This window comes from Chitinophaga niastensis (genome assembly GCF_003014755.1).
GTDB classification, from domain to species: domain Bacteria; phylum Bacteroidota; class Bacteroidia; order Chitinophagales; family Chitinophagaceae; genus Chitinophaga; species Chitinophaga niastensis.
The window spans coordinates 565,910-589,928 of sequence record NZ_PYAW01000004.1; the positions used below are offsets into that span (position 1 = coordinate 565,910).

At 40.8% G+C, this 24,019-nt stretch carries 19 protein-coding genes; 3 read left to right on the plus strand and 16 right to left on the minus strand.

Going from position 1 to position 24,019, the window contains the following annotated elements; genetic code table 11:
* Positions 1-421: 421 nt before the first annotated feature.
* The 5 genes from CLV51_RS28950 to CLV51_RS20835 all read right to left on the minus strand — a co-directional run bounded on the left by CLV51_RS28950 (position 422) and on the right by CLV51_RS20835 (position 5,681).
* A complete protein-coding gene (locus CLV51_RS28950) occupies positions 422-664 on the minus strand; it encodes a hypothetical protein (RefSeq protein WP_146151337.1) in 243 nt (80 codons plus the stop codon).
* Between the two features lie 242 nt (positions 665-906).
* Positions 907-1,152, minus strand: a complete 246-nt coding sequence (locus tag CLV51_RS20820; RefSeq protein ID WP_106530006.1) for a hypothetical protein — start codon at positions 1,150-1,152, stop codon at positions 907-909.
* Positions 1,153-1,421: 269 nt separating this feature from the next.
* Positions 1,422-1,913 carry a TlpA family protein disulfide reductase gene (locus CLV51_RS20825; RefSeq protein ID WP_106530007.1) on the minus strand — a complete coding sequence of 164 codons (492 nt, stop codon included), beginning with the start codon at positions 1,911-1,913 and terminating at the stop codon, positions 1,422-1,424.
* Positions 1,914-1,984: 71 nt separating this feature from the next.
* On the minus strand, positions 1,985-2,428 hold the full coding sequence (locus tag CLV51_RS20830) for a MauE/DoxX family redox-associated membrane protein (protein WP_106530008.1): 444 nt from the start codon (positions 2,426-2,428) through the stop codon (positions 1,985-1,987).
* A 73-nt stretch (positions 2,429-2,501) separates the two neighbouring features.
* A complete protein-coding gene (locus CLV51_RS20835) occupies positions 2,502-5,681 on the minus strand; it encodes an NAD(P)/FAD-dependent oxidoreductase (RefSeq protein ID WP_106530009.1) in 3,180 nt (1,059 codons plus the stop codon).
* 607 nt (positions 5,682-6,288) lie between these two features.
* Here CLV51_RS20835 and CLV51_RS20840 point away from each other — a divergent pair.
* Positions 6,289-8,979 carry an alpha/beta hydrolase family protein gene (locus tag CLV51_RS20840; protein WP_106530010.1) on the plus strand — a complete coding sequence of 897 codons (2,691 nt, stop codon included), beginning with the start codon at positions 6,289-6,291 and terminating at the stop codon, positions 8,977-8,979.
* A gap of 179 nt (positions 8,980-9,158) precedes the next feature.
* Here CLV51_RS20840 and CLV51_RS20845 read toward each other — a convergent pair whose 3' ends face one another.
* A complete protein-coding gene (locus CLV51_RS20845; protein WP_106530011.1) occupies positions 9,159-9,392 on the minus strand; it encodes a hypothetical protein in 234 nt (77 codons plus the stop codon).
* A 1,184-nt stretch (positions 9,393-10,576) separates the two neighbouring features.
* Here CLV51_RS20845 and CLV51_RS20855 point away from each other — a divergent pair.
* Complete coding sequence (locus tag CLV51_RS20855) at positions 10,577-10,795, plus strand: hypothetical protein (protein WP_106530013.1); 219 nt, start codon at positions 10,577-10,579, stop codon at positions 10,793-10,795.
* Between the two features lie 67 nt (positions 10,796-10,862).
* On the opposite strand, the gene CLV51_RS20860 is transcribed toward CLV51_RS20855, so the two are convergent.
* The 8 genes from CLV51_RS20860 to CLV51_RS20895 all read right to left on the minus strand — a co-directional run bounded on the left by CLV51_RS20860 (position 10,863) and on the right by CLV51_RS20895 (position 19,627).
* Positions 10,863-13,520 carry a hypothetical protein gene (locus CLV51_RS20860; RefSeq protein ID WP_106530014.1) on the minus strand — a complete coding sequence of 886 codons (2,658 nt, stop codon included), beginning with the start codon at positions 13,518-13,520 and terminating at the stop codon, positions 10,863-10,865.
* A 466-nt stretch (positions 13,521-13,986) separates the two neighbouring features.
* Positions 13,987-14,754: a M57 family metalloprotease gene (locus CLV51_RS20865; protein ID WP_106530015.1), complete on the minus strand. Its 768-nt coding sequence runs from the start codon at positions 14,752-14,754 to the stop codon at positions 13,987-13,989.
* 307 nt (positions 14,755-15,061) lie between these two features.
* On the minus strand, positions 15,062-16,651 hold the full coding sequence (locus CLV51_RS20870; RefSeq protein ID WP_106530076.1) for an amidase: 1,590 nt from the start codon (positions 16,649-16,651) through the stop codon (positions 15,062-15,064).
* Positions 16,652-16,747: 96 nt separating this feature from the next.
* Positions 16,748-17,254: a molybdopterin-dependent oxidoreductase gene (locus CLV51_RS20875; protein ID WP_245898865.1), complete on the minus strand. Its 507-nt coding sequence runs from the start codon at positions 17,252-17,254 to the stop codon at positions 16,748-16,750.
* A 5-nt stretch (positions 17,255-17,259) separates the two neighbouring features.
* Positions 17,260-18,336 (minus strand): cytochrome-c peroxidase, encoded by a 1,077-nt coding sequence (locus tag CLV51_RS20880; RefSeq protein ID WP_106530017.1) that lies wholly within the window; start codon positions 18,334-18,336, stop codon positions 17,260-17,262.
* An 84-nt stretch (positions 18,337-18,420) separates the two neighbouring features.
* Positions 18,421-18,636, minus strand: a complete 216-nt coding sequence (locus tag CLV51_RS20885) for a GDCCVxC domain-containing (seleno)protein (protein WP_106530018.1) — start codon at positions 18,634-18,636, stop codon at positions 18,421-18,423.
* Positions 18,637-18,656: 20 nt separating this feature from the next.
* Positions 18,657-19,250, minus strand: coding sequence for a mercuric transport protein MerTP (gene merTP, locus CLV51_RS20890; RefSeq protein WP_106530019.1), 594 nt, complete (start codon positions 19,248-19,250; stop codon positions 18,657-18,659).
* Positions 19,247-19,627 (minus strand): ArsR/SmtB family transcription factor, encoded by a 381-nt coding sequence (locus tag CLV51_RS20895; RefSeq protein WP_106530020.1) that lies wholly within the window; start codon positions 19,625-19,627, stop codon positions 19,247-19,249. Before CLV51_RS20895 ends, merTP begins: the two co-directional genes overlap by 4 nt.
* 232 nt (positions 19,628-19,859) lie before the next feature.
* Between CLV51_RS20895 and CLV51_RS20900 the strand changes: the two genes are divergently transcribed.
* The gene (locus tag CLV51_RS20900) at positions 19,860-22,031 is read left to right on the plus strand and encodes a TonB-dependent receptor family protein (RefSeq protein WP_106530021.1); all 2,172 of its coding nucleotides are present in this window, start codon (positions 19,860-19,862) and stop codon (positions 22,029-22,031) included.
* Positions 22,032-22,095: 64 nt separating this feature from the next.
* On the opposite strand, the gene CLV51_RS20905 is transcribed toward CLV51_RS20900, so the two are convergent.
* Together CLV51_RS20905 and CLV51_RS20910 are read right to left on the minus strand one after the other, a co-directional pair.
* The gene (locus CLV51_RS20905) at positions 22,096-23,523 is read right to left on the minus strand and encodes a cation diffusion facilitator family transporter (RefSeq protein WP_106530022.1); all 1,428 of its coding nucleotides are present in this window, start codon (positions 23,521-23,523) and stop codon (positions 22,096-22,098) included.
* Between the two features lie 83 nt (positions 23,524-23,606).
* Positions 23,607-23,921, minus strand: a complete 315-nt coding sequence (locus tag CLV51_RS20910; RefSeq protein ID WP_146151338.1) for a hypothetical protein — start codon at positions 23,919-23,921, stop codon at positions 23,607-23,609.
* Between the last annotated feature and the right edge of the window lie 98 nt (positions 23,922-24,019).

The following is a 24,019-nucleotide window of genomic DNA, read 5'->3' on the forward strand; positions in this document are numbered from 1 at the left end:
GTGGCAAATTGGTGATGACACAGCGCTACAGAATATGCATGCCCCAAAATTGTGTGCTTTAACGGCTAATCCGCCACCAATCATTGTTAAAACTACAGCCGTAACCAATATGATTTTACTTTTTTTCATAATAATAGTTGCTTTTAAATCCTAAAACTAGATTTTAATTTTACAATTTTCCCACTTTATTCCGATGGTTTTCGGCCACCCATTTCATTTACTACATTATTTGCTACGATATGTCAATTGTTACCTGTTAATATGCTTTCAATCTTCTAAGTATCAGCTATCAAAAGGCGGCTCGTTTCAAAAGGGAATCGCTTCAGAGTTATTTTAATGACGCTTCCTTTTGAAATGATTACTTAAACGGCCGCCTATTGTATAGGCCTGATATCTTTCCATGTGACTACATATATTTATTTTATTGCATGTTAGTTATATGGGTCGGGAAAAGACATGTGCCGGTTGTTAAATTTGTGCAAAATGAAGTCGGGGCATTTACAGACATAGTAATTGTTTTGTTAAGTAATACAAGAGGACAATTCTGGGATTGCCCAAGGCTACAAAATATGCGTGATCCCGAAATCTTTGCTTTAACGGCTAATCCACCACCAACGATTGCTATAATTACAATAATAGCTAGGGCAATTCTTGCTTTTTTCATATAATAAGTGCTTTTTGAATGAAAAAGCTAAACTTTAATTTTACAATCTGTTTACTCTGTTCTAATCGTTTTCGGCAATCCCATTTTTAATGTACATGAACCATCAGCTATCCAATGGCGATTTATAAAAAAAGAACCGCCGCAAAATTCCTTTTGTGACGGTTCCTTTTGAAACGATTACGTAGATAGCCGTGCATTGTATAAGATTAACATCTTTCTACACCGGCTATAAGATCCCCATTTTATTGCTTAACAGTTACATGGGTAGTAAAAAGGCAATTACCAGTTATGGTATTATCTGTACAAAATGAAACCGGAGCACTTGTAAGGGTGGTAATTGTTTTGTTCGGTACTAAAAGAGGGCAATTCTGTGATGCTACTGTGCTACAGAAAATGCGCGCTCCAAAAGTGTGCGCTTTAACGGCTAATCCACCACCAACAATTGCTACAACTGCAATAGCAGCCAGGATGATTCTTGCTTTTTTCATAATAATAGGTGCTTTTTAAATCAAAAAGCTAAACTTTAATTTTACAATTTGCCTACTCTGTTCTGATGGTTTTCGGCTATCCCATTTTCTTCACCATACAGTTTGCTATGATGCATCAATAGTTGTCAGTTTGGTGAAAGTGTTAATTCACTCATCCCCATCATGATTAAGGTTGAGCTTTGTCCTCTTAACCTATCCGTTGACAGGATATGGTTTGTCCACACCGTATTATCTGATCAGGGCAACACCTGCGTGGTTGTAAAACATTTTTATTTCTCAGCAATTTCTTTGATCTGACTCCCCCCCACTTTGCCAACAAACGCTTCGTTTAGACGTTTATCTCTTCCATAAATAGCCATATAAGGCACTCCAATCGCCTTGAAATAATCTGAAAAAAAATTATCGTAATCCAACCCTACGGCCATATTTGGGTATTTTCTTAATTGGTAATGATCATAAAATCCTTTCATCTCCGGAAAAGGAGCAGTAGTGAAAATATAAAACTGGATATCCTTCAGCGATGGCATATTTTCAATAATTTCATCCATCTGTGCACGGGAATAAGGGCAATTAGGTCCGAAATAGAATAATACAATTGGCTTTCCAGCAGGTATGGATATTGTATTCAAATGAGTAATACTGTCTGCCAGTAGCAAATTAAAGGACGGCATGGATTTGCCTTTCAATACGGTTTTTTCGGGCTCCCGGCCAAAGCAACCACATAACCCAACCAACAGTAGTAAGATAATAGCGTTTTTCATTTTTTTGATTGTTGAATCGTAAAATAAAATTCTGAAAAATTATTTTATTCATGTAAATCCTTTAACCTTGATTAACTATAAGAGGAGGGGAGTTCTTTAGCTTGCATCAATCGTTTTCCTATTGCAATACCCGCCAATGCCAGTGCAATAAAAATTCCATTAAATATCAAGTGTGCTTTCCACGAAAGTATTTCTAATACGCCTCCGCAGCTGCAGGGAAGTTGTTCATTAAAGTTTAGAATAAAAATAATATACCCGGTAAATATCAGCATCAACCCCAAGGCGGCGTATAGCCCTTTTAAGCGCCAACGGGGAATAACTAATAAAACAGTCACTACAAATTCTGACAACGGCAGCATCCAAGAGATCCAACGGGAAACAGGTGCTAGTAAAGGAGATGTGGCAATTTGTTCTTTAAAAACAGGATAATCCATTACCTTACTGATACCAGTATATAAAAACAGGATAACAAATAACAATGCAATGATCTCTACAATATTTTTCCGGATATTCATATTTATTGCAGTTTTAATTTTTAAAGGCCTCAGTGAATAGCTTCGTATTTGTCTTTTATGACTGTCTTCAAATTTATGTTCCTGATAAGTATGACTTTGAAATCATAGTCTCTGGACTCTGGACTTCAGGTGTAGAACTCATTGCCGCTTTAATGATGAATTCCATGAATAAAAAAGCAAACGATTCAGTAACTATGATAGGGAACATTTGAAACCTGAGAGCAATGGGCGAAGCAAAAACACTGAACCCAAAATTAATCAGCCACAAACCTATTATCAGTATCAGGCTCTTAGAGAGCAGTGGATATTGTTTGTTGCCTTGCAGGAGAATAAAACCCAACGCACTGAATAAGAAGAGTACATTAAATATACCTGCCAATAAAGGATAGAAATCAAGTATAGTTACTTTAAAATCTTTAAAATGACTGTGTATTTTGTTGCTTTTATATCCAAACCAGATCTTAGCTATTGGCTCTACAGAGTCTACTCCCATATTATAGGTTTCGAGGAATTCAACCGGCGGAACATAATATTTTATGGCGTTGGGCCACAAATAGTATCGGGCAAATGTTAAAGGGTATTGGCGAATCAGGTAACTACCGTAACCCGCGTACAAAGGTGCCACTGATGCCCATCTTTTTAGCTCTCCTGCAGCAGTATCCTTTTTAAACTGTTCTTTCATGTAGTGCTGCAAAGGAGTACGGCCATCCCACATATATACTGTACTGGCCAGTACCATTTCATCCGGATGTGTTCTTACATCGCGAGTTGTATCAAAATAGTGACGTACCATCTTATCCAATTGCAGGAACCGCTTTGGTACCGGTTTTACATCCACGCTATCTATATAGCGGTAAGCATACATGGCATTGTTTGCCATTTGCCAGCCAGTAAAAGGTGTGAACTGGCGTTTCCCTGACAGCTCATAATATTTGGAACTGGTATATCGTACAAAAGATCCTATTAGTACAATACATAGTGCCAATCCAGTTAATTTCAGTAATACGCGTTGCTTCGATAATAGGAAAGCAATACATGCTATTATAGGATAGTACAAGGCATTGTATCGTATCATAAAAGCTAAGAATAATACTACCGCATGTAATACTATCAAACGGGTAGTTGGCCGGTATATGATCCACAGCAACAGGGTAAACCATATCAAACTGAGTGATAGAAACATCGCATCACTGGATACATAGTTGCACAGGTACAGAAATACCGGGTTAAACAGCATATACCCGAATAGCAATATTTTAACAGGTTTACCCGGGTTGTAAAAATAGAACATTGTAAACACCAGTGATAAAACGCTCACTTGCAATAACAGGTATTGAAACGCTACCAGCGCGGTATCTGAATGTGTGAAAACGCTGAATAACCGCAGGAACATCGAATAACCAATGGGGTAGGTGTTAATATCAAAATTATGATAAGCTGTTTCCAGATATACATAAGAATCTCCATTGATAAAGCCTGCATAAGGGTATAAATATTTAAAAACAACCAACTGCAGGATGATGCCAATAATGCCAATCTTCACAAACCACTTATAAGCCGGATTTTTAAATATATAATTCCAGAGATTTAGATGCCATATTGGTTCTTGCATAGATGATTTGTTTTCTGTATTGACTGCTTCTTTTTCGCCCGCTTTCTCCTCATGATATTCCTGCTCCGTATTAATCGACCATATATTGGCTTTATCTGTGATCCCCGCATAAATATTATCTACCGCCACCATAGCTGTCAGCATGGAGTGATCGGAGTTGTTGTATTTATGCATTCCATTTCTTCCTACCAGGAAAATATTTTCAAATCCATCAATATATTGTCGGATGGTATCAAACCTATCATACGTTCCAAAGTAAGCAGGATATGTTTTTTCCATACGCAGTACTGTAGTATCCAACACATTGGCAACAGCTGCCAGCCCTATCTTCTCCAGTTCACTAATAGCCAGTTGTTTAATTTCTTCATCCTTCAGGTTCCAGAAGGCATCTTGCTTATTGCAGAAGAATTCCATACCCACCCAAATTGTATCCGGGTCTTTCACCATATATGGGCTCCAATTGTTGAATAACTGTATGCGCCCTACTTTTACGGCTTGTTCCTGTATATAGATCCAGGTATCTTCCAGTTTCAATGGCTTCCATTCTCCGGTCTTTTGATCTAAGAAGGACAGCTGTTTCAGCAAAATGCCCACGGTAATAAAATCCCGGTACTGGAGGCCTGCTGCTACTTCCTTCACTTCATCAGGTATAGTGCCGTCCATACTTGCAATCAACTCCTGCACCGGCATGGTGGAAAAGAAATAATCGCCTTCCAGCAAACTGGTTTCACCGGTTATATTGTTGATAGCTGCAACAGCGGCTATCTGGTTATTATTATACGATGTATAGATACGTTTGACGTCGTGATGCATTAATATTTTACCTCCCATTTCTTCTACCTGCCTGGCTACTTCTTCCCACAATTGTCCTGGTCCGAATTTGGGATACAGGAACTGTTCAATTAAACTGGTCTCTGTATTTTTTTGAGTAATATCATCACCCTTTTTATTGCGCTTCATGAGCGTCGCAGCTGCATGCTGAATGGCTTTACTGATAGATACACCTTTGATGCGCTGTGCGCCCCATTCGGCAGAAATAGCATTACAAGGAATGCCCCATACTTTCTCGGTATAATCTTTAAAAAAGAGCTCATATAAAGTATGACCAAAACGATTGATCATAAAATCTTCCAGTGTTTTTTCCGGTTTGCGGGGGAATAACTGCGCTTTCAGATAAGAGAACATGATCGAGATGGTTCTCAGTAACCCAAGTTTACGCAGCGTATCTATCGACAATTGAATAGGATAAGCAAAGAATTTGCGCAGGAAATAGATCCTGGATAAACGTTTGCGCAACAACATCACTTTATCAGGATCTTTTCCCACGTTGTCTGCTTGGATAATTGATTCAGCATCTATCTTATTTGATTTATTTTGGTAACTGATGTTAAAGTTACTTTGCCCTTCAGTTTGCACCGGCATAATATTGAACCACCAGTTCATTACCCGGTCCGATTTAGAAAAGAAACGATGCCCGCCAATATCCATCCGGTTACCCTTATAGTTAACTGTTTTGGAAATACCACCTATATCTCCGGATTTCTCCAGAATGATAGGTATTATATCGGTTCTCTTTAATAATTCGTAAGCGGCAGTGAGTCCTGCCGGACCAGCACCAATAATGATAGCCTTTTTACTCATAGTTGGACGATATTAGCTGTGAGTCTGAAAAACAAAAGATGATCACTTCCATTGGAAGAGGATATTAGTTTTTCTCTGTACTATTTTTGTTTAATAGTATAGTGTGTAGATAATCTATAAAATAGATATATAATACATACATCAGTAGTTTAGGGTTATGTACTATAGTGCCAGATGATGAATGCATACACCCTGGAGGTGTATCAGGAATTACAGTGATTATTTTATAATGGTTATAATGGAATTACAGTGTTCTTTATTCGAAAGGATTTTCAGGTAGCCGGTTATACAGTGGCTCAACAGCATATTCCAAACATTACACCCTTTCTACATGCTGCCTGATGCTTTCCTATGTAAATGTCGGGATATTTAAAATCCAACACTTACGTTTCAGGTATAAAAAAGATGCTTATAAGGGAGTAATTGGGTATTAATGCAACTGACAGATCTACAGATGAGGAAAGAGCTGTAGAAATACCCGGATCAAAGAATCTTGTGTGTTTTTCTTATTTTTTGTACCTTATATATCTAAAGAAACCAATGCCAGAGTAGGGACTTTACTGCTGTAATGATTGTTGTTTACATGTAATTTATATACGCTTTATCTATGAAACATTTCATTGTAAGTATCCCATTTGTTTTTTATTCGATCTGTTGTTTTGCTCAAAAGCCCCCCATTGATACCAGTGTTTTTGATAAATGGCCATCAGTTAGGTATGCAGCTATTAGTAATAATGGAAATTACGCTTTATATACTATCTATAATCAACCGGTAAACAGCCGTACTTTGATATTGCAAGCCATCCACAATAATTGGAAAATGGAGCTACCCGTTACTGATTATTCAACATTTACTCAGGATAGTCGCATGGCTGTTTTTATGAAGTCGGGAGATAGTTTGTGCCTGCTTACATTGGGAACTTCTGCTATTGAATATTTGCCCCACGTCAGTTCTTTCTGGCTTTTTAAGCAGGATGACGGGGAATGCCTGGCTTACCAGTTAAATACTAAGGGGAAGGAGCTGGTAGTACGGAACATGGCAACTGGCAGACAAAAATCTTTTACAGGAGTGACGAATTTTTTGTTGAGTAATGACGGTAAGACGTTACTGCTGCAAACGGAGTCAAAGAAGGATAGTGCGATAACACAATCGTTGAACTGGGTGAACCTTCCAGATGGTAATATGATTCCTATCTGGTCTACAGGACCAGGTGAGCAGAGAAGTAAAACCGACAACTTTGTTTTTGATGCTACTAATAAACAGCTGGCGTTCGTAGTACAAGCCAAGGTGAATAATCAGGCAGCAATTTCTTTCTGGTATTATAAATCTGGAACCGATAAAGCTATCCTACTGGCCAATAACCAATCGGCCGGCATAGACCCTGGTTTGCGATTAAATAATATTATTAGTTTTAGTAAGGATGGCAGTAGGATTTTTTTTAGGTTAAAAGAAAAGGATGCTCCAAAACCTAATCCCGATGCAGTAAAAGTGGATATCTGGAGTTATACAGATCCAAAATTGCAGTCGCAACAATTAGAGGAATTAGACAACGGAGAACAAGGTGGTTATACAGCTGCTATCCAATTAGAAGATCATCACATTATCCGGTTGACGCAGGAAGATGAAATCGATTATATGCGATTTTTCGAAGTTAAATCGAATGATATTGCATTTACCTGCCATAGGAAAGGAGCTATGGAAGAGGTAAATTGGAATACACTTGGTAAGGGTACTAACTATTTAATAAATACGAGAAATGGAGATAGAATACAAGCAGATGGAGATTTTTCATTTGTGCAATCAGGAGGGAAATATGTCATTTTATTGAACAAAGATGTATTTAGTTATGAAGTTGCAACCGGCGTGACCCGCAATATTACCCAATCCCTCCCTATTCCCCTGGTTGATAACGAATCGGACGATAATCCTCTTCCCAAGCCTCGTGGGCTTAGTGTAGCAGCCTGGTTAGATAATGAGGAGGCAATACTTATCTGTGACAAGTATGATATCTGGCAGGTGGATCCGGCGGGGAGAAAGCCGGCTATTAACCTTACCAATGGTTATGGTCGCAAACACAACATTGTATTTCGCCTCACTGATGAGAGGAAGTATGATGATAAGTCCATCACTAATAACGCAAAACTTATTTTAACTGCATTTGACCGGACGACTAAAAACAGCGGTTTTTACAGTATTGTATTGGGTCGTAATGGGGATCCTGAGCGGTTGACTATGGGGCCATATACCTTTAGCCTTGCATCTTCCGCCCGGGATACAGCAATATATATTGTGGAACGTAGCAACGCCAGTCAGTCGAGGAACTACTTTTGGACGTCAGATTTTAAAACCTTTATACCGGTAAGCGATGTTTACCCTGAAGCTGCCTACAACTGGCTGAGCTCAACATTAATCACCTGGAAAACCTTTGATGGATATTCCACACAAGGGGTGCTGTATGAACCAACGAACTTTGATCCGAAAAAGAAGTACCCGGTAATTTTTTATTATTATGAAAAAATGTCGGATGAGCTAAATCAATATCGGGAACCTGAAGCTTCTCCAGGTTGGATAAACATTCCCTGGTTTGTTAGTAATGGTTATTTAGTTGTTACTCCTGATATTCATTATACTGTGGGTGAGCCTGGGAAAAGTGCTTATAATTCGGTTGTTTCTGCCGCAAAATACTTAGCTAAATTCCCTTGGGTAGATGCTGCTAAAATGGGAATACAGGGACATAGTTTTGGGGGATACGAAACGAATTATATTGTAACGCATACCAACTTATTCGCTGCTGCTATGTCCGCATCAGGAATAGCTGATTTAATTAGTGATTATGGATCTCTAATGAGAAACGGAGCGAGTCTGCAATTTTTTTGTGAAGTAGATCAGTTACGGATAGGCCCTACGCTTTGGCAAAGACCGGATTTATATATAAAAAATTCCCCTATTTTTCGTGCAGATAAAGTGACCACACCACTTCTATTGATGAACAACAAGGAGGATGCTGTGGTGCCCTTTGCCCAGGGAGTAGAATTCTTTACTGCGTTGCGTCGCCTTGGTAAAAAAGCCTGGATGCTGCAGTATGACGGAGAAGCGCATTCACTTGTAGATGAAAAAGCAACCAAGGACTTTACCATCCGGGTTACGCAGTTTTTTGATCATTATCTGAAAGGCGCACTACCACCTAAATGGATGACAAAGGGTATACCTGCTAAAATGAAAGGAATAGATGATGGATTGGAATTAGATGATAGTATAAAGACTCCCGGGACTGGATTATTATCAACAATTAAATGAATAGGATGATAGATTTAGAAAGAGCAATATACGTGATATCCGCTATCAAAGAGGCCTCGTTTCAAAAGGGAACCACCACAAAAGTAGTTTTGTGGTGGTTCCCTTTTGAAACAATTGATTAAATAGACGTGCATTATATAGGCAAAGCATCTTTCCGCGCTGGCAGTAGGATGCCCATTTTATAGATGCGGCGTTATATAAGTTAAATTGCAAACGGCAACTGGGTCAGTAGTACAAAATGAAGTCACGCCTGAAAAGGGAGTAATAGTATAGTTAAGTTTTACGGGGCAATGATCGGATTTTGTAGTGCTACAATATATTACACCTCCCAAAGTCTTTGCTTTAACGGCCAATCCACCACCAACTACAGCTACAACTGCAATGACAGCCAGCATAATTCTTGCTTTTTTCATACGAATAGGCGCTTTTTAAATCAAAAAGCTAAACTTTAATTTTACAATTCGCTTACTCTGTTCTGATGGTTTTCGGCTACCCCATTTTAATCACCACATTATTTGCTAAGATGCATCAATAGTTACCTGTTAATATGCTTTTAACCTTATAAATATCAGCTATCAAACGATTACTTAAATAGCCCGCATCTTTATGCATAACATCTTTCTGCGCTGGTTATAAAATGCCCATTTTATTGTACTACGGTTACATGGACTGCAAAATTGCAACAGCCAACCGGGTCAGTTGTACAAAATGAAAGTGGAGCATTTATATTAGTGGTAGTGGTTTTGTTTAATAATACAGGACACGTACATGTAGCTTTTGTGCTACAGAATAGGCGCGCTCCCCAAGTCTTCGCTTTAACGGCTAATCCGCCGCTAATAACTGCTACAACTGCAATGGCAGCCAGCATGGTTCTTTCTTTTTTCATAATAACAGGCGCCTTTTAAATCAAAAAGCTAAACTTTAATTTTGCAATTCGCCTACTCTGTTCTGATGGTTTTCGGCTACCCCATTTTCTTTACCGCAATGTTTGCTACGATGCATCAATAACTGCCAGTTTGGTATGCGTGTCTATTTACTCATCCCCATAATATGACTAAGAATGAGCTTTATCTTCCATAAAACTATCAACACAGTGGCTATTGTTTTTCCTTCATACTTTTATGATATTAACAGTAGATCAGAAACACAAAAGATGGTCACTTGCATTGGAAGAAAAATTTAGTTTCTATCAGTATTATTTTTGTTTAATAGGATAGTGCAGATAATTTATACAATGTATACATCAGTAGTTTAGGATTATATATAACGATGCCAGTTGATGAATGCTTACCATCTTGAAGGGTATTAGAAATTACAGTGATTATTTTATAGTGGAATTACAATGTTCCCGTGTAAATGTCAGGATATTTAAAATCCCGCACTTACGTTTCCCGTATAAAAAGATGCTTATAAGGGAGTAATTAGGATACTATCCCGTACTTTCAACGAAGCAATTTCCTTATCTTTATAAATAGGCTAATTCCAGGGAAGACCATTTTTTGATACAACAACCAACCGGCAGCAATAAGAATGCATGCTGCTGCCTCAAATGAAGGACCATGTATGTTAATAGAGATGCCCCATTAAAACCATAAATATGAAAACTACTACATCTTCAGAAAAAGATGATAATATCAGGCCTGCACCCCAGGATATGCAATCCACACTTGCCGGTATATTAGAAAGTGCCGAACTGATAGCGCTGTATAATCAGGACTATAAGAATGAGAGTATTCGCTATCAGACAGAAGTGATTAAGTTACAGGTGATGTTACTGGAACTGCAGATCGCCAACATGACCAGTATTTATCCTTAGGGAAAGCTTTTAGATTGGCTTTATCGTGATGCCAGTTATGCATTAAAGCGGGAGACTTCCCCGGGGATTATTTTATTATTGCACATTTTGCAGTATCCGCCAGTCGTACGCATGCTGCATTCAGCAGGAAAAATTTGTTAAGATCATTCACCTCCCTTTTTTTCCATTTATCTTCTATATCATTTTTAAGATTATTAAGACTGGTGGCAGATAATACCCAGTTCAGCGGCACCTGGCTACCGGATTTACTTAACGACAGCGTGATTAACCTGCCATGAAGCTCCTGCTCGGTGTATCTTTTAAGTTGCTCCATGGCCATCGTTGAACGCCCGGCCCTGGTATCATATATACCGTCAACAATTTCCATTACTTCATTACCAAGATTAATATTCTGGAATTCGTCATCTTTTTCATCACTGAACTTCAGGACAAATACAAACGGAACTACTTCATCATTTTTGAAATAACTGGATCTTGCCTTCAACGATTGTAATATTTCAAACATAGTGCCCGCGCCTGTATTTTCGGCATACCCTCCATCTATATAATGCAATTTCATATTTTCGTTTTGCCTGACGTTTGCTGCAGGAGAAAAAAGCGGGAACCTGGAACTAAAGTTAACCATCGTACTGTAGTTGATGCCACCCTTTAATTTTCTTAAAAACAGGTCGCGCTCATCTCCAAAATACATACCGCTATCCGGTTTTACATTACTTAACCAGCACTGTAAACCACTTTCTACTTCTGTTGTATTAACAAACATGGCAGGGTGAATATGTGTACTATCATATTGCCCCAGGTAGTCATCAGAGAAAATATCTGTTGCATTTGTAGTGATGGTTTTCAGGTATCCGTTTTCCCAACTTTGTTCCAATGCGATGGCCCGGTCGAAACGTTTAATATGAAAGGGAATAAAAAGATTCAGGAAATCTCCGTAAAACATTTTACCTATCACGGGCGACAAGTAATCCTGGTTAAAAAAGGTATTCGTCAATTGGGAGAGGGAATCGCTTTTGTGTTTGTTATCCGGCGTAAGATATGCAATCGCATTAAAGAAAGCCAGCCCCAAAGCACCTCCGGATACACCGGAGTAAGCATAAACGGCTTTTTTAAAAGTACTTCCAATATCTTTTCCCGCTATTTTCCGCTGATAATAGTCGGCCACATTGGTAGCGGGCTGATTATTATCAAGCGCTATTTTGTCATTCTCCACCGCCCTTTTATAGATAAAAGAATCCTTTTCCCTTACGAAATTATCTTCTAAAAAACTGAGTGTCTGCGCCGCAAAAGCGCCTGTCCTTAATGCACCTCCCTCGGCGCAAACAAATATAACAGGGTATCTTGTTTTCGTGTCTTTGATCCATTTGAATTGATACCTTGTATGAAAGGAGTCTCCCTTGTAGTTTTCAAACCATTTGTCGAAATGATTGGATAATACTGGCCGTCTGTCAACAAGACCATGCTCGTTATATCTTACCTGGTGATCATTATTCAGGAAAGAACTTGCGATCAGTAAAACAGTTAAAAAGAAACGCATGGAAAACTTTGCTTTCCGCAACACGGCGTAATCAAGGTACAGCAATCCTATATACATACCACTCCAACAAGTAAAGGCAATGATCACCAGTCCCGGCGCACCTATATATTCATAGGCATATACCGGCAGAAAGCAGATAACAGTAAAAATAAAAATGCTGGTAAGTACAATGACTTTTAGTTGCTTATGCAAACTGGCATAAAAGCTAAGCGGAATTTCATAGACCCACTTGTACAGCTCATCATTTTTGTTCTGATTGTAACTGGATACCTTAGGTATAAAGCTATCAGGCACAATGGTCTCAGCCGTCATATTCTCCGGTTGCTGCAGAAATCTATCCTGTCCTTCTTTATCCAGTTTTAAGAATGTCTCCGCAAATTCCTTTATAGGTTTATTTATTTGTGCGGAGAAACTGGAAGGCTTACGGAGCGTAAACAGGTATTCATTGTAAATACCTATCAATTTATTGCACCAGCGTTGTTCAGCAGGCAGCAGCTGCATAAAAGACATGAACCCTGATGGTTTCTTCTCCGTTGCTGTATATTCAGTTTCTTTTCCTGCACTGTCCTCATATAATGAGCTATCTACGCTCTTTTTTTTCAATGGTATACCACTGAAATAAGCCCTGGCCAGCACATTTAATACAAAATACAGGCAGGCAACCGGTATGCCGAAGCCCCAGTTTTTCTGTGTAGTTGTAAGTGTATTATCCCGTAGGTAATTGATCAGGAAACTGGCAAATACAATTAAAAAAGGCACGAGTAAAAACATATTTGCAACCGTTTCCTGTACGGCCTTCCTCCATCTAACCCTTTCTTCCGATAAACTTTTACCTGAATTATCCGTTACATAAATAGCGTACCTGCTGCCATATTCGGATACAACACTCCATAGGAATACACCGCCCAGCAACCAGAATAAATTGCCAATCCGGTGTTGAATGGCTATTTCTTCCACTATTATCAGCAGTACATCCCTGCCCTGAGGTAACATGGTGAAAACAAAAAATGCAAGAATATTCAATATGGAAAACATACCACAGCTTCTTAATACACTGAAAAAATCGGACACCAGGTAACGCAATGGGATTTGGTCCTTTGCACCCGAAAGCTTTTCAAAAATGACCTTGAAGTGGAAGAATAATAATGCGAACAAACTCTTCAACAAGTCTAATATCTTCGTTTGCATGCTGTCAGTTTTTATTGTTAAAGACGTTGATTATTTGAATTCGCCCACCTGTTGGGTGGAATAGTGGTGTTATTGTAAATGGTTTTGATAGTTGCCGGTGTTGGGGCATCGTATTGGTCGATACAGTGAAAATTAGTAATATGAAGTGTGCTCAATAAAAAAATTATGAAAACCAATCAGGATGTAACATAAGGGGACTTGACAAAACATTCTTTGGGGCCCGACAGCTGATACTTCAACTCATTAGATGGAAGTTAATATAAAATAATAACTCCTCCAAGCAATCCGATACCCTATTTTAGCCGGCATTTCTTATGTTGCGGGATCAATCATGTAAATTCTAAAAGAATTCAGAATTGCCCTGTATTTTTGAATCATGAAGGTATCAAATACAAAAGGCATTATACCATAAGATATAATGCCTTTTGTGTTTCATAGAAAGCTGTACCTATCCGGCTGTTTGTTATCAGGGGTATAATGCGGATGTAGCTTGTTTATCTTTTGTAGATAATACTGTAGCGCCACTACCACACTGACCACCATTCATAATAGAGGAAGCATCTGTTCCGCCTACACCTGGTACTGCGGCAGCAAAGGGCTCACCAATAGCTGCCCAGTTGGTGTGCCTGAATGATATGCAGTGCCCCATTTCATGTGTAATGGTTCTTTGGCGTTGTGCAAAACTGTTTCCGGCAATTTGTGCTATGTTTATTCTGATCAATCCGCCTGCAGCACCTCCGGATGGGAATGTACCCTGTCCGCAAATACCGGAGCCAAGGTTCGCATTCTGGATGTATACATCATAAGAGGTGCCGGTAACAATGGTCCAGTGGATAGACGTTGCGGGAACAGTGTTCCATTGGTTGATGGCCGAATTGATCTCAGCCATCATACTGTTCATAGAAGGGTCTACTTTCAAACGGATATTCATACTGTTGGCAAGAGTCAACAGGGTACTGGCACCGGTATAGTACTGTTCTGTTTTAGGCTTACCATCATCAACCGGTACCTTCATGTTTTTCGGGAAGAGGATATCTTCTTCAACAATGTATTCATTTTTGTTTTCCTGGATACTGGAAGCGGGGAATCCTAAATGCTGAATGTACGCCAGTACTTGTTTTGAATTATCCTGCTGAAGTTGAGGAACAACAGGTGTTTGGTTAGATTTAGAACACGCAGTAATCATAGTTACTGCGAGGGCCAGAATCGCGAGAGATTTGATGTTTTTGCTCATGCTAAGTTAATTTTGGTTAGATAGATTGATGGTAATAAGCAGGATAGTGCTACAGCTTTTTATGCACTTTAAATACGCGTGAACAGATTTTGGTATTACCTGCAATTTTACAATAAGTAAAACAGGAAAATATTTTTTTAGACAAAAGTGAAATTTCATTCGACCAATAAAAAACACGTATAACCAATACGCATAACGATCCGCCCCGGATACCAAAAGCGGGGGGAATGCTACTTTTACTAAGTTATAAAAGTACGCTGCGAAAAATAACCTGATTTTTATTTTAGACGATGATGATGATAAATTTTTAACCCGGCAGATCGGTTTTAAACGCGGGTATGGTACGTTTATGCGAAGCCTGTTCATACGCATAAGCCATGGAAATAAGTTGTGGCTCGGTGTAAGCAGTTGCAAAAAAGGATATACCGGCCGGTAATCCATGTACAAGACCCATGGGCACCGTAATGTGAGGGAAGCCGGAAATAGCGGCAGGAGTGGACAGGGAGGGGCCATTATCATAGTCCCCGTTTACAAGGTCAATACAACATGCAGGGCCATTAGTAATGCCCGACAAAGCATCCAGTTGATGCTGCGCCATCAGCTCAGCAATGATCTTCCGGGAACTGAGTGTCAGGGTTAATGCTACTGTATATTCAGGGCTGCTAAGATCGCCTTTATTGTTGCTGTCAGTCAATGTTTCCTGTTTGAAAAAAGGCATCACCTGTGCCGCATGCGCTTCATTAAAAGCAATGACATCTTTCAGTGAACGGATAGTCAAATCTGTACCGGATAAATAACGATTTACACCGTCTTTAAATTCATAGAGTAAAACAAGAAATTCTGAGCGGCGGCCGATGGGCTCCAGGGCTTTCAGTAAATCCACTTCTACTATCGTGGCGCCCTGTGCTTCCAGCACAGTCATGGCATCCCGTAAAAGTTGTACCAGATCGGGGTTGGCAGTGAAATGCGATTTTTCAATACCGATACGTTTTCCTTTCAGGCCATTTTTATCCAGGAACTTTGTATAATCTTTCAGCGCCTTGCCCTTACTTTCATTTGTTACGGGATCTGTTGCATCAACACCGGTAAGGGGACCTAACAAAATGGCGGCATCCTTTACACTACGGGCCATAGGGCCGGCGGTATCCTGTGTAGCTGAAATGGGAATGATACCGGAACGGCTCCACAAACCAACAGTAGGTTTGATACCCACTAATCCATTGATGGAAGCAGGAGATACAATGGAACCATCCGTTTCTGTACCAATGCTCACGGTACACAGATTGGCAGCAGTGGCTACAGCAGAACCTGCGCTGGAGCCGGAGGGGTTACGGTCTAATATGTATGGGCATTTGGTTTGCCCGCCGCGACTACTCCAGGCACTGGTAGCGTGTTCTGACCGGAAATTAGCCCATTCACTCAGGTTGGTTTTACCCAACAGTACGGCACCGGCTAAACGCAGTTGACGAATAATAAAGGCATCTGCCTTCGCTTTATTGCCGGACAATGCCAGCGAGCCGGCAGTGGTCATCATCTGATCGGCAGTATTAATATTGTCTTTTATCAGCACCGGAATGCCATGTAAAGGACCTCTGATACGGCCTTGTTGCCTTTCTTTGTCCAGGGCTGCTGCAATGGACAGGGCATCGGGATTCAGCTCTATCACTGCTTTCAGGGTGGGCCCTTTTTGATCAATGGCCAGGATCCGGTTGATATATGATTGGGTAATGGATACGGAGGTTTCCGATCCTTTTTGCATGTTTTCCTGTAACTGTGTAATGGTGGCTTCCTCCAGAGGATGCGATGTGCCGGTAGTTGCAGCCCAGCCTGAAAGTTTGGCGGCCATTATGCCCAGACTTGTTAGGGAACCTGCATGCAGGAAATTTCTCCGGTTCATATGGGGTGAGTTTGTAATGAAAATAAGGTTTTTTGCGCCAATAATTTGCGGCATTTGGCGAAAAACCTTTACAGCTTTCTTACAAAGCTGCTTTAATTACTCCTTCGCAAATTTTACCACAAATTCAGTTACCTGGAAACTGCTGCGGGCAGGTTTCTTTTCACCAGGTACTACCAACCTGAAAGGCCCTTTGCCATTGGGCAGCGGAGCCCCCTCCGTTTTATCTGCAAGGATCACTTTACGATCCGTAAAACTACTGTCCAGTTCCGCCAGGGAAAATAACACTTCATAGCCGTCAGCACATTTTACCATGAGGTATTTGGTGAGATTTTCTCCCCGTAGTTGTTTACCTGTAGTAACACCCGCCCGTTCCAGGATGTCCTGTATGGCAACACCTGTGTAACTGTGTTCTTTGCCGTCGCGGTCTTTCATGATAACAGTGCTGTGCTGCATTTTTGTAATATCATCCGCGTATAAAGTCAGCGGAGTAGTTACTTCTCCCGACACTTTTAAAAAAGGCTTCGCCGGATTTTCCTGTGCAGTAGCCTGCCGGGAGAGCATAAATAAAAGAAGTAAGGAGGTAGGAAAGGTAAATAGTTTCACAGCTGTTAATTTAAGAATGGATTTGAAAAACGTTTATCCCTAATAAAGGAGGAATCTGTAAGCATATGCAGAAAGGCAATAAGATCCCTTTTCTCCTGGCTGTTTAAATCCAGTGATGTACCATTAACTGAATTTGAATTGCCTTGTAAAAAAGGACTCAGCGTGTTGCTTTGCGCTACATGTTCATTATAATGTGCTACTACTTCTTCCAGTGTGGTAAAACGGCCATCGTGCATGTAAGGTGCAGTGAGTGCAATATTTCTTAGCAACACTACCCTGAACCTGCCGCTGTCGTAAGCCTGACCGGTAATTTTTTCACGACCCGCATCTTTCGGAATAATGTCAAGCCCATTGTTATGGAAAAGATCACTGAATGTTTTTGGTCCTCCGTGGCAGTGGCCGCAGCCGGCACCACGACTATGCCTGGTTGGTTCCGGGCTGCTATAAAAGAGCGCAATGCCATGTAGCTCCGATGCAGTAGGTTGATATTCGCCACGCAGATATTTATCATAGTTGGAATTGGCAGATACCAGTGTCCGTTCAAACTGTGCAAGGGCTTTCACGATTTTGTCTCCTGTGATACTGTCTGAGCCAAAAGCGTTGCGGAATAACGGTGTATAGCGCTTTTGCAGCTTATTGGCTGATACCTCCAGTGATTGCCCCATTTCATGGGTATTAGTGAGGGGAGTGGCCGCCTGCATTTCCAGGCTGGTTGCCCTGCCATCCCAAAAGAAATGACGCACCCACAAAAGATTGGCTAGCGACATGGTATTGCGCGGTTGCAAGGTTCCGTCTACGCCCGCACTGAATGCTTTACCATCTGTGAAAGCCAGCGACTGTTGATGACAAGTGGCGCAGGAGATCTTGTTATTGGCCGACAATGCTTTTTCATAAAAGAGCATTCTGCCTAAATAAACACCCTCGCTAGTAGTAGGATTATCCGCTGGTATCATTATCCGGTTGCCAAAATAATCAGGGTAAATGATCTTTAACGGCGTAGCGGTATGATAGACTTTCCCGCCCGCCGACAGGAGGCAGACCATTACGGCTATGAAACATATTATTTGCAGCATTCGGCTCATGACGATAGCCGGTTAATTGTAGTTGCCATCCGTTAAAAATAGAAATATACCTGGATATCTGCTCCATACGTTTTAATCTTTTTATCAGCAATGGCATGTGCCGTCCTGCATGGGAGGGCATTTTACGGTTCCATAACTGCAATACACACAACAGTCGCCCGCTTTAGGTTTCAGGCGTTCCTTACAATTGGTGCATACATAGAAATACTGACAGGCATCCGTTGGCATGACTTCCAGCTTTTGAAATCCGCAATGAGGGCAGATAATAACAGATTCAGTAATTATTTGTTTTGCAGACATTTGAATACGTAGTTTAGCTATTATGGTGTAATGATGTAACCTGTTTCCTTTTGAATGTTAGCAGATAACTGTTTCGCACTGATCCTGGTACTGTCAAATTCAAGCCAGGCGAGTTGTTGCTCGTAAGATGCATTGGCTTGCGTTACTCCGGGTAAAGAAACTGCTGCTGCGGTAATGTGACCTTCACAGTCTTTGCAGGACATTCCGCTTACATGAAATACAACTTGCTGCAGGTGGGTATTATTTATTGGCTGCACCGTTTGTTTCCTGTTTGCCGAAAAATACCCGGCATAATATGGAAATGTAGAGAGCAATACAGCTATAATGGCAATACTCCAAAGCACTTTTTTTGATTGAAAAAGACTTTTCTTATCCCCGCATCCGCAATCATTTTTTTTGGGTGGAGTATAGGCTTTGTAAAAAGAGAAACCTAATGTAACCACCATCAGTCCCAGGAGATAGGGCCTTAATGGAGCAATCCAGCCAAATGCAGCACCGGCTCCGCTGATGCCACCTATAATACTTAATACAGGTGCAATGCAACAAAGACTGGAAGAAGTAGCCAGCAATAACCCGGTTCCTAAAAGGAATTTGTTGTTTTTCCCTTTATTCATAGTGGAGTAGGGTTTAGATTAGTTTGATCTATCAACTTAAAAAACGGCCGCAGCAGCTTAATATGCTCATGCCGCAGGGAATAGAATATTGTTTGCCCGGATCTTCTAAAGGTGACCATCCCGCCATCTTTTAGTTTTCGTAAATGCTGTGATACCGCCGGAATGGTCATATTCAGCATATCACTCAGGTCGCAGGGACACAATTCTTTTTCTTCATCCAGCAGATATAGGATTTTAAGCCGTACCTCATTTCCGGCGAGTGATAACAAGGATGATAATTGAGACAATGCCGTTGCTGCAACTGTAATTTTCCTACGGCCTTCACTTATCTGAACAGGATTTGCATCTTCCCTGATGCAAACATTTTCGTTTCGCATATCTGGCAGTTTTATCAGGTATTATTCAAAGGTATCATTATTTAAGCAAATGCTTAAATAATAGTTATTGCAAAAATAAATAATGTGTTGAGTGCCAATACGGTCAATATTTAAGCCAATTTTAAGCTGGTTTTAATCTCAGGCACTATTTTTCCCGATTGCGTGTTTTTTTTTCCCGATTCGATCATTGGATTGCTTAGCACTGATCGAAATTTGGGGCATATTTAATTCTATGTATAAATTATTGTTCGGGCTGCCTTTTGTTTTGCTGCCCTTTGTCGCCAGTGCACAACGACCAGCCGACTCAATCAGGATTCATTATCTGAAGGATGTAAGAATCAATGCTATCCGCACCGTTCGCGGTACAGGCCATCTGCCTGAAGAGAAAGATGGGATCATTTATTCCGGAAAAAAGAATGAAGTAATCATTGTAGACAGTTTAGATGCCAATAAAGCTATCAACAATACCCGTCAGATATTAGGCCGCATTCCGGGACTGAATATTGCGGAAACCGAAAGTGGTGGCTTTACTGCCAACGGGATCGCTACCCGCGGATTAAACCCTACGCAGAGTATTGAAATGAATACCCGCCAGAACGGGTACAATATCGCTTCTGATATTTATGGTTATAATGAAGCATATTATCTTCCACCCATGGAAGCAGTGAGCCGTATAGAAATGGTAAGAGGAGCTTCCTCCCTCCAGTTCGGGCCTCAGTTTGGTGGTTTGGTAAACTATGTGTTGAATGAGCCTCCCAAAAACAAACCTTTTGAATTTTATACTTCTGAAACTGCCGGCAGCTTCGGTATGTTCAATACCTTTAATTCCTTTGCAGGTACTATAAAGAAATGGAGCTACTATGGTTTCCTCCAGTACCGCACATTACAGGGATACAGACCCAATAGCCAGCAGTGGCAGGTTTCCGGCTTCGGCAGAATACAGTATGATGCCTCCGAAAAACTGAAAGTAGGCGTGGAATATTCCTTATTACGTAACCGCATCAAGATGCCGGGCGGATTAAACGACAGCATGTTTAATGCGGATCCAAAATCCTCCTTTCGTGCACGCAACTGGCTCAAAAGCCCGTGGAATGTGGTAACAGGATATCTCAATTATGCCATTTCTCCTGCCACGGCTTTAAATATAAAAACTACTTACCTGTTTAGCAGCAGAGCATTGGTATGGCGCAATGAAAATGGCGGTCCTGAAGCATTAGACACAATAGACCCTGCCACCGGCCAATACGTTCCGCGCGAAGTGCAGAATGAGGCCATGCACAATTCCACTACAGAAATACGTTTGCTGCACAATTATAAAATGGGTAGCACTAACAATACACTGGCTGGCGGTCTGCGTTATAGTTACGCCTGGTTTAAAAGACAAGGTGGCGGCGAAGGCACTACTGCGGCAGATTTTGACCTGAGTGTTAAGGGTGAATATGAATATAACCTCGACTTTACTACCACCAACATTGCTCCATTTATTGAGAATATTTTCCGGATCAATAAAGCTTTTTCCATTACACCAGGATTCAGGTTTGAGTACCTGAGAAGTACTGCGAAAGGTTATATCACAGATAGCGCAAAAGTTTTCACGGATAATAGCAGAAGCCGTTCCATTCCTTTATTTGGTATTGGAGCCGAATATAAAACCAGTCCTTCTGCCAACCTGTATGCTAACATCAGCCAGGCTTACCGCCCGATTGATTACGCGCAAATTACGCCTATTGGCATCACTTCCAAAATTGATCCTAACCTGAAAGATGCAGCCGGTTTCAATGCTGACCTGGGTTACAGAGGCACGGTAAATAATTACCTGAATTTTGATATTGGCTTATTCTACCTGGCCTATAACCGCCGCATTGGTACTGTATTATTAACCGATGCCAAGGGACAGCCCTATACTTACAGAACCAATGTGGCTAACAGTGTACATAAAGGTTTAGAGAGTTATGTTGAGTTTAATATCTTAAAATACCTGCATCCTGAAAGCGCAAAAGGTATCAGCATATTCGATTCCTTTGGATACACGGATGCAAAATATACTTCAGGAGAATTTAAAAACAACAGGGTAGAGGCAGCCGTAAAATATATTAACCGTGTAGGAGTTATTTATAACAATACCCATTTTTCTGCCACTTTCCAGATGAATAATGTGGGAGATGCTTATGGAGATGCTACCAATGCAAAATTCAGTACAGACCCGGTAGCTGGATACATTCCGGCATACACGGTGTACGATGTAAGCGCTACTTATAAATTTGGCAGATATGCCTGCAAAGCGGGTATTAATAATTTAAGTAACAAAGCGTATTTCACACGCAGAACAGATGAATACCCGGGCCCCGGCATTATTCCTTCTGATGGAAGGAGTTTTTATGTGGGGATCTCCGGAAGATTCTAAAAATAATAATATAAAAAAGCGGCTTAACATGTTTACATGTTAAGCCGCTTTTTTATATATTATATCAGTACACCATTACTTTCGTTAATGGCTCGGGATCAATATGGACCCTGATGATATCTGTTATCTCCGCTCTGAGTACCCGTTCCAGGTTGTACATAACAACATGTGCATCAGCTAAAGGTGTTTGACCGGGTAGGGTCATGATAAGGGTAACCACTAATCCTTCGTCCGTTAATAAAACCTCATCTATTGTTACCTGCTTATAATCTTCCATGTTCTCCAGCGCTTGGCGCACCCTGTCAAATGATGACTGGTGGCGTATCGCCGGGCGGGGTATTTCATTTCTGGGTTCAATGTGCACCGCCACTTTTATCGGAAGTGCAAACTCATTAATCAATGCTTTCTCTAAAATTTCAGATTTCGCATGGGCTTCTGTTAACGAAAGATCGTCAGATACTTCCAGATCAAGTTCTATCCTTATCTCTCCCGAAACGAGGTAGAGATTTAGATTATGAATGCGGAGGTCCAGCAAAGCTGCTACAGACCTTACAGTGATACTGTAAGGCTCATCGGTGGTATGAATAGGCTCTGCATGTACGATCACTTCTGCATTGCTGCTTAATTCATGTTTAATGGCATGCTCTATTATTTCAGTCAGCTCATGGGCTTTCTCAAAAGTTAAGCTTCTTGGTGTACCTACAGTAGCTTCCACATAGGGCTTATTGCCTACAAACCTGGTTTTGATGCTGACTGCACCACTCACTACACCTGGTAATTGCTCCACCAGTTCCTGTAATCTTGGTGCTAAATCTTCCGGCACATCATCCATCAAAGACCGGATGGCCTCTGCGCCGATACTCCACACAGACTTAAAGGCAATCACCACCACACCTAATGCCGCCAGTGCATCGGCACGCTCTACCAGCCAAACAGGCAGGGGGAGGTACCTGGCCAGAAAAATAAAAACTAAACTCAGCAATACCGCTAATGATCCCAGCATGTCATTACCAAAATGTTCGGCATCAGAAGCAAGCGCCTGGCTCTGATAATGTTTGGCGGCTTTTTTAAGTGTCCTTACTCTTAAGAAGTCAATGATGATGCTGATAATAATAATGGAAAAGGACCAGATGCTTACTTCTGGTGCGCCCGGCTCCCAAACAATCTTAACAACAGCGTGATAAAGAATAATGAGCGCAGTAGCTCCCAGTAAGGTCATTCCCGCAAGTGCGCCCAGCGCCTCCGCGCGCTCATGCCCATAAGGATGATTGGCATCCGGTGGTTTAGCCGCCACTCTTACAGCTACAAATGTAACCAGTGTAGAAAGCAGATCGAGCAGGGAATGCATACCTTCCGCAATTAAACCGAGGCTACCTGTTAATATGCCTGCAATGAATTTAATTGCCGCCAGCCCACCACTGGCAAAAATGGAAATAGTCGTGATCTTACTTTTGCGCTGCACATTATTCTCTTCAGCTGCCGTATTATGCATATCGTCTGATTAAATTTTCAAATAGTTAGTATTACCTGTGAGACACTGACAGGCGGCGAAAAATAATAAATAATAAAAAAGCCTTACGCTTTAGGAGGGCGGAAAAGTGAGGACAGGGCTGGTTCCGGCAGGTAATTATCTTTGAGGACAGGATAATTAATGGCAACCGGACTATATAACTGTTGTTTTATGGAAATTACTTTTGCTAAAGGAATAAAGGAATGATAGAGCGTGCGGATATCTACCTGTTTATAGGGAAGCTGCATATCTCTGTCGTCATCATTATCATTAATATCATGGCCCCAGTAGTGCATGCATAAAAAATCCATTACACTAATATTGCCATTTCTCTCCTGATGCTCGTGGTAATGTGCTACCAGGGTAGGGAGCTTGAGCAACTGATCTAAAGCAGTATTGTGAAGTGTAAATAAAAGGATTAATATATAAACGCAGCTTTTTTTCACCAGTGGGCAAAGATAGAAAAAACCAACGGGTT

What these genes read in the sequence shown, in the direction of transcription:
- CLV51_RS28950 (WP_146151337.1), bottom strand. Translation starts at nt 664, where the DNA reads ATGAAAAAAGCAAGAATTGCCCTAGCTATTATTGTAATTATAGCAATC.
- CLV51_RS20820 (WP_106530006.1), bottom strand. Translation starts at nt 1,152, where the DNA reads ATGAAAAAAGCAAGAATCATCCTGGCTGCTATTGCAGTTGTAGCAATT.
- CLV51_RS20825 (WP_106530007.1), bottom strand. Translation starts at nt 1,913, where the DNA reads ATGAAAAACGCTATTATCTTACTACTGTTGGTTGGGTTATGTGGTTGC.
- CLV51_RS20830 (WP_106530008.1), bottom strand. Translation starts at nt 2,428, where the DNA reads ATGAATATCCGGAAAAATATTGTAGAGATCATTGCATTGTTATTTGTT.
- CLV51_RS20835 (WP_106530009.1), bottom strand. Translation starts at nt 5,681, where the DNA reads ATGAGTAAAAAGGCTATCATTATTGGTGCTGGTCCGGCAGGACTCACT.
- CLV51_RS20840 (WP_106530010.1), top strand. Translation starts at nt 6,289, where the DNA reads ATGAAACATTTCATTGTAAGTATCCCATTTGTTTTTTATTCGATCTGT.
- CLV51_RS20845 (WP_106530011.1), bottom strand. Translation starts at nt 9,392, where the DNA reads ATGAAAAAAGCAAGAATTATGCTGGCTGTCATTGCAGTTGTAGCTGTA.
- CLV51_RS20855 (WP_106530013.1), top strand. Translation starts at nt 10,577, where the DNA reads ATGAAAACTACTACATCTTCAGAAAAAGATGATAATATCAGGCCTGCA.
- CLV51_RS20860 (WP_106530014.1), bottom strand. Translation starts at nt 13,520, where the DNA reads ATGCAAACGAAGATATTAGACTTGTTGAAGAGTTTGTTCGCATTATTA.
- CLV51_RS20865 (WP_106530015.1), bottom strand. Translation starts at nt 14,754, where the DNA reads ATGAGCAAAAACATCAAATCTCTCGCGATTCTGGCCCTCGCAGTAACT.
- CLV51_RS20870 (WP_106530076.1), bottom strand. Translation starts at nt 16,651, where the DNA reads ATGAACCGGAGAAATTTCCTGCATGCAGGTTCCCTAACAAGTCTGGGC.
- CLV51_RS20880 (WP_106530017.1), bottom strand. Translation starts at nt 18,336, where the DNA reads ATGAGCCGAATGCTGCAAATAATATGTTTCATAGCCGTAATGGTCTGC.
- CLV51_RS20885 (WP_106530018.1), bottom strand. Translation starts at nt 18,636, where the DNA reads ATGTCTGCAAAACAAATAATTACTGAATCTGTTATTATCTGCCCTCAT.
- merTP (WP_106530019.1), bottom strand. Translation starts at nt 19,250, where the DNA reads ATGAATAAAGGGAAAAACAACAAATTCCTTTTAGGAACCGGGTTATTG.
- CLV51_RS20895 (WP_106530020.1), bottom strand. Translation starts at nt 19,627, where the DNA reads ATGCGAAACGAAAATGTTTGCATCAGGGAAGATGCAAATCCTGTTCAG.
- CLV51_RS20900 (WP_106530021.1), top strand. Translation starts at nt 19,860, where the DNA reads ATGTATAAATTATTGTTCGGGCTGCCTTTTGTTTTGCTGCCCTTTGTC.
- CLV51_RS20905 (WP_106530022.1), bottom strand. Translation starts at nt 23,523, where the DNA reads ATGCATAATACGGCAGCTGAAGAGAATAATGTGCAGCGCAAAAGTAAG.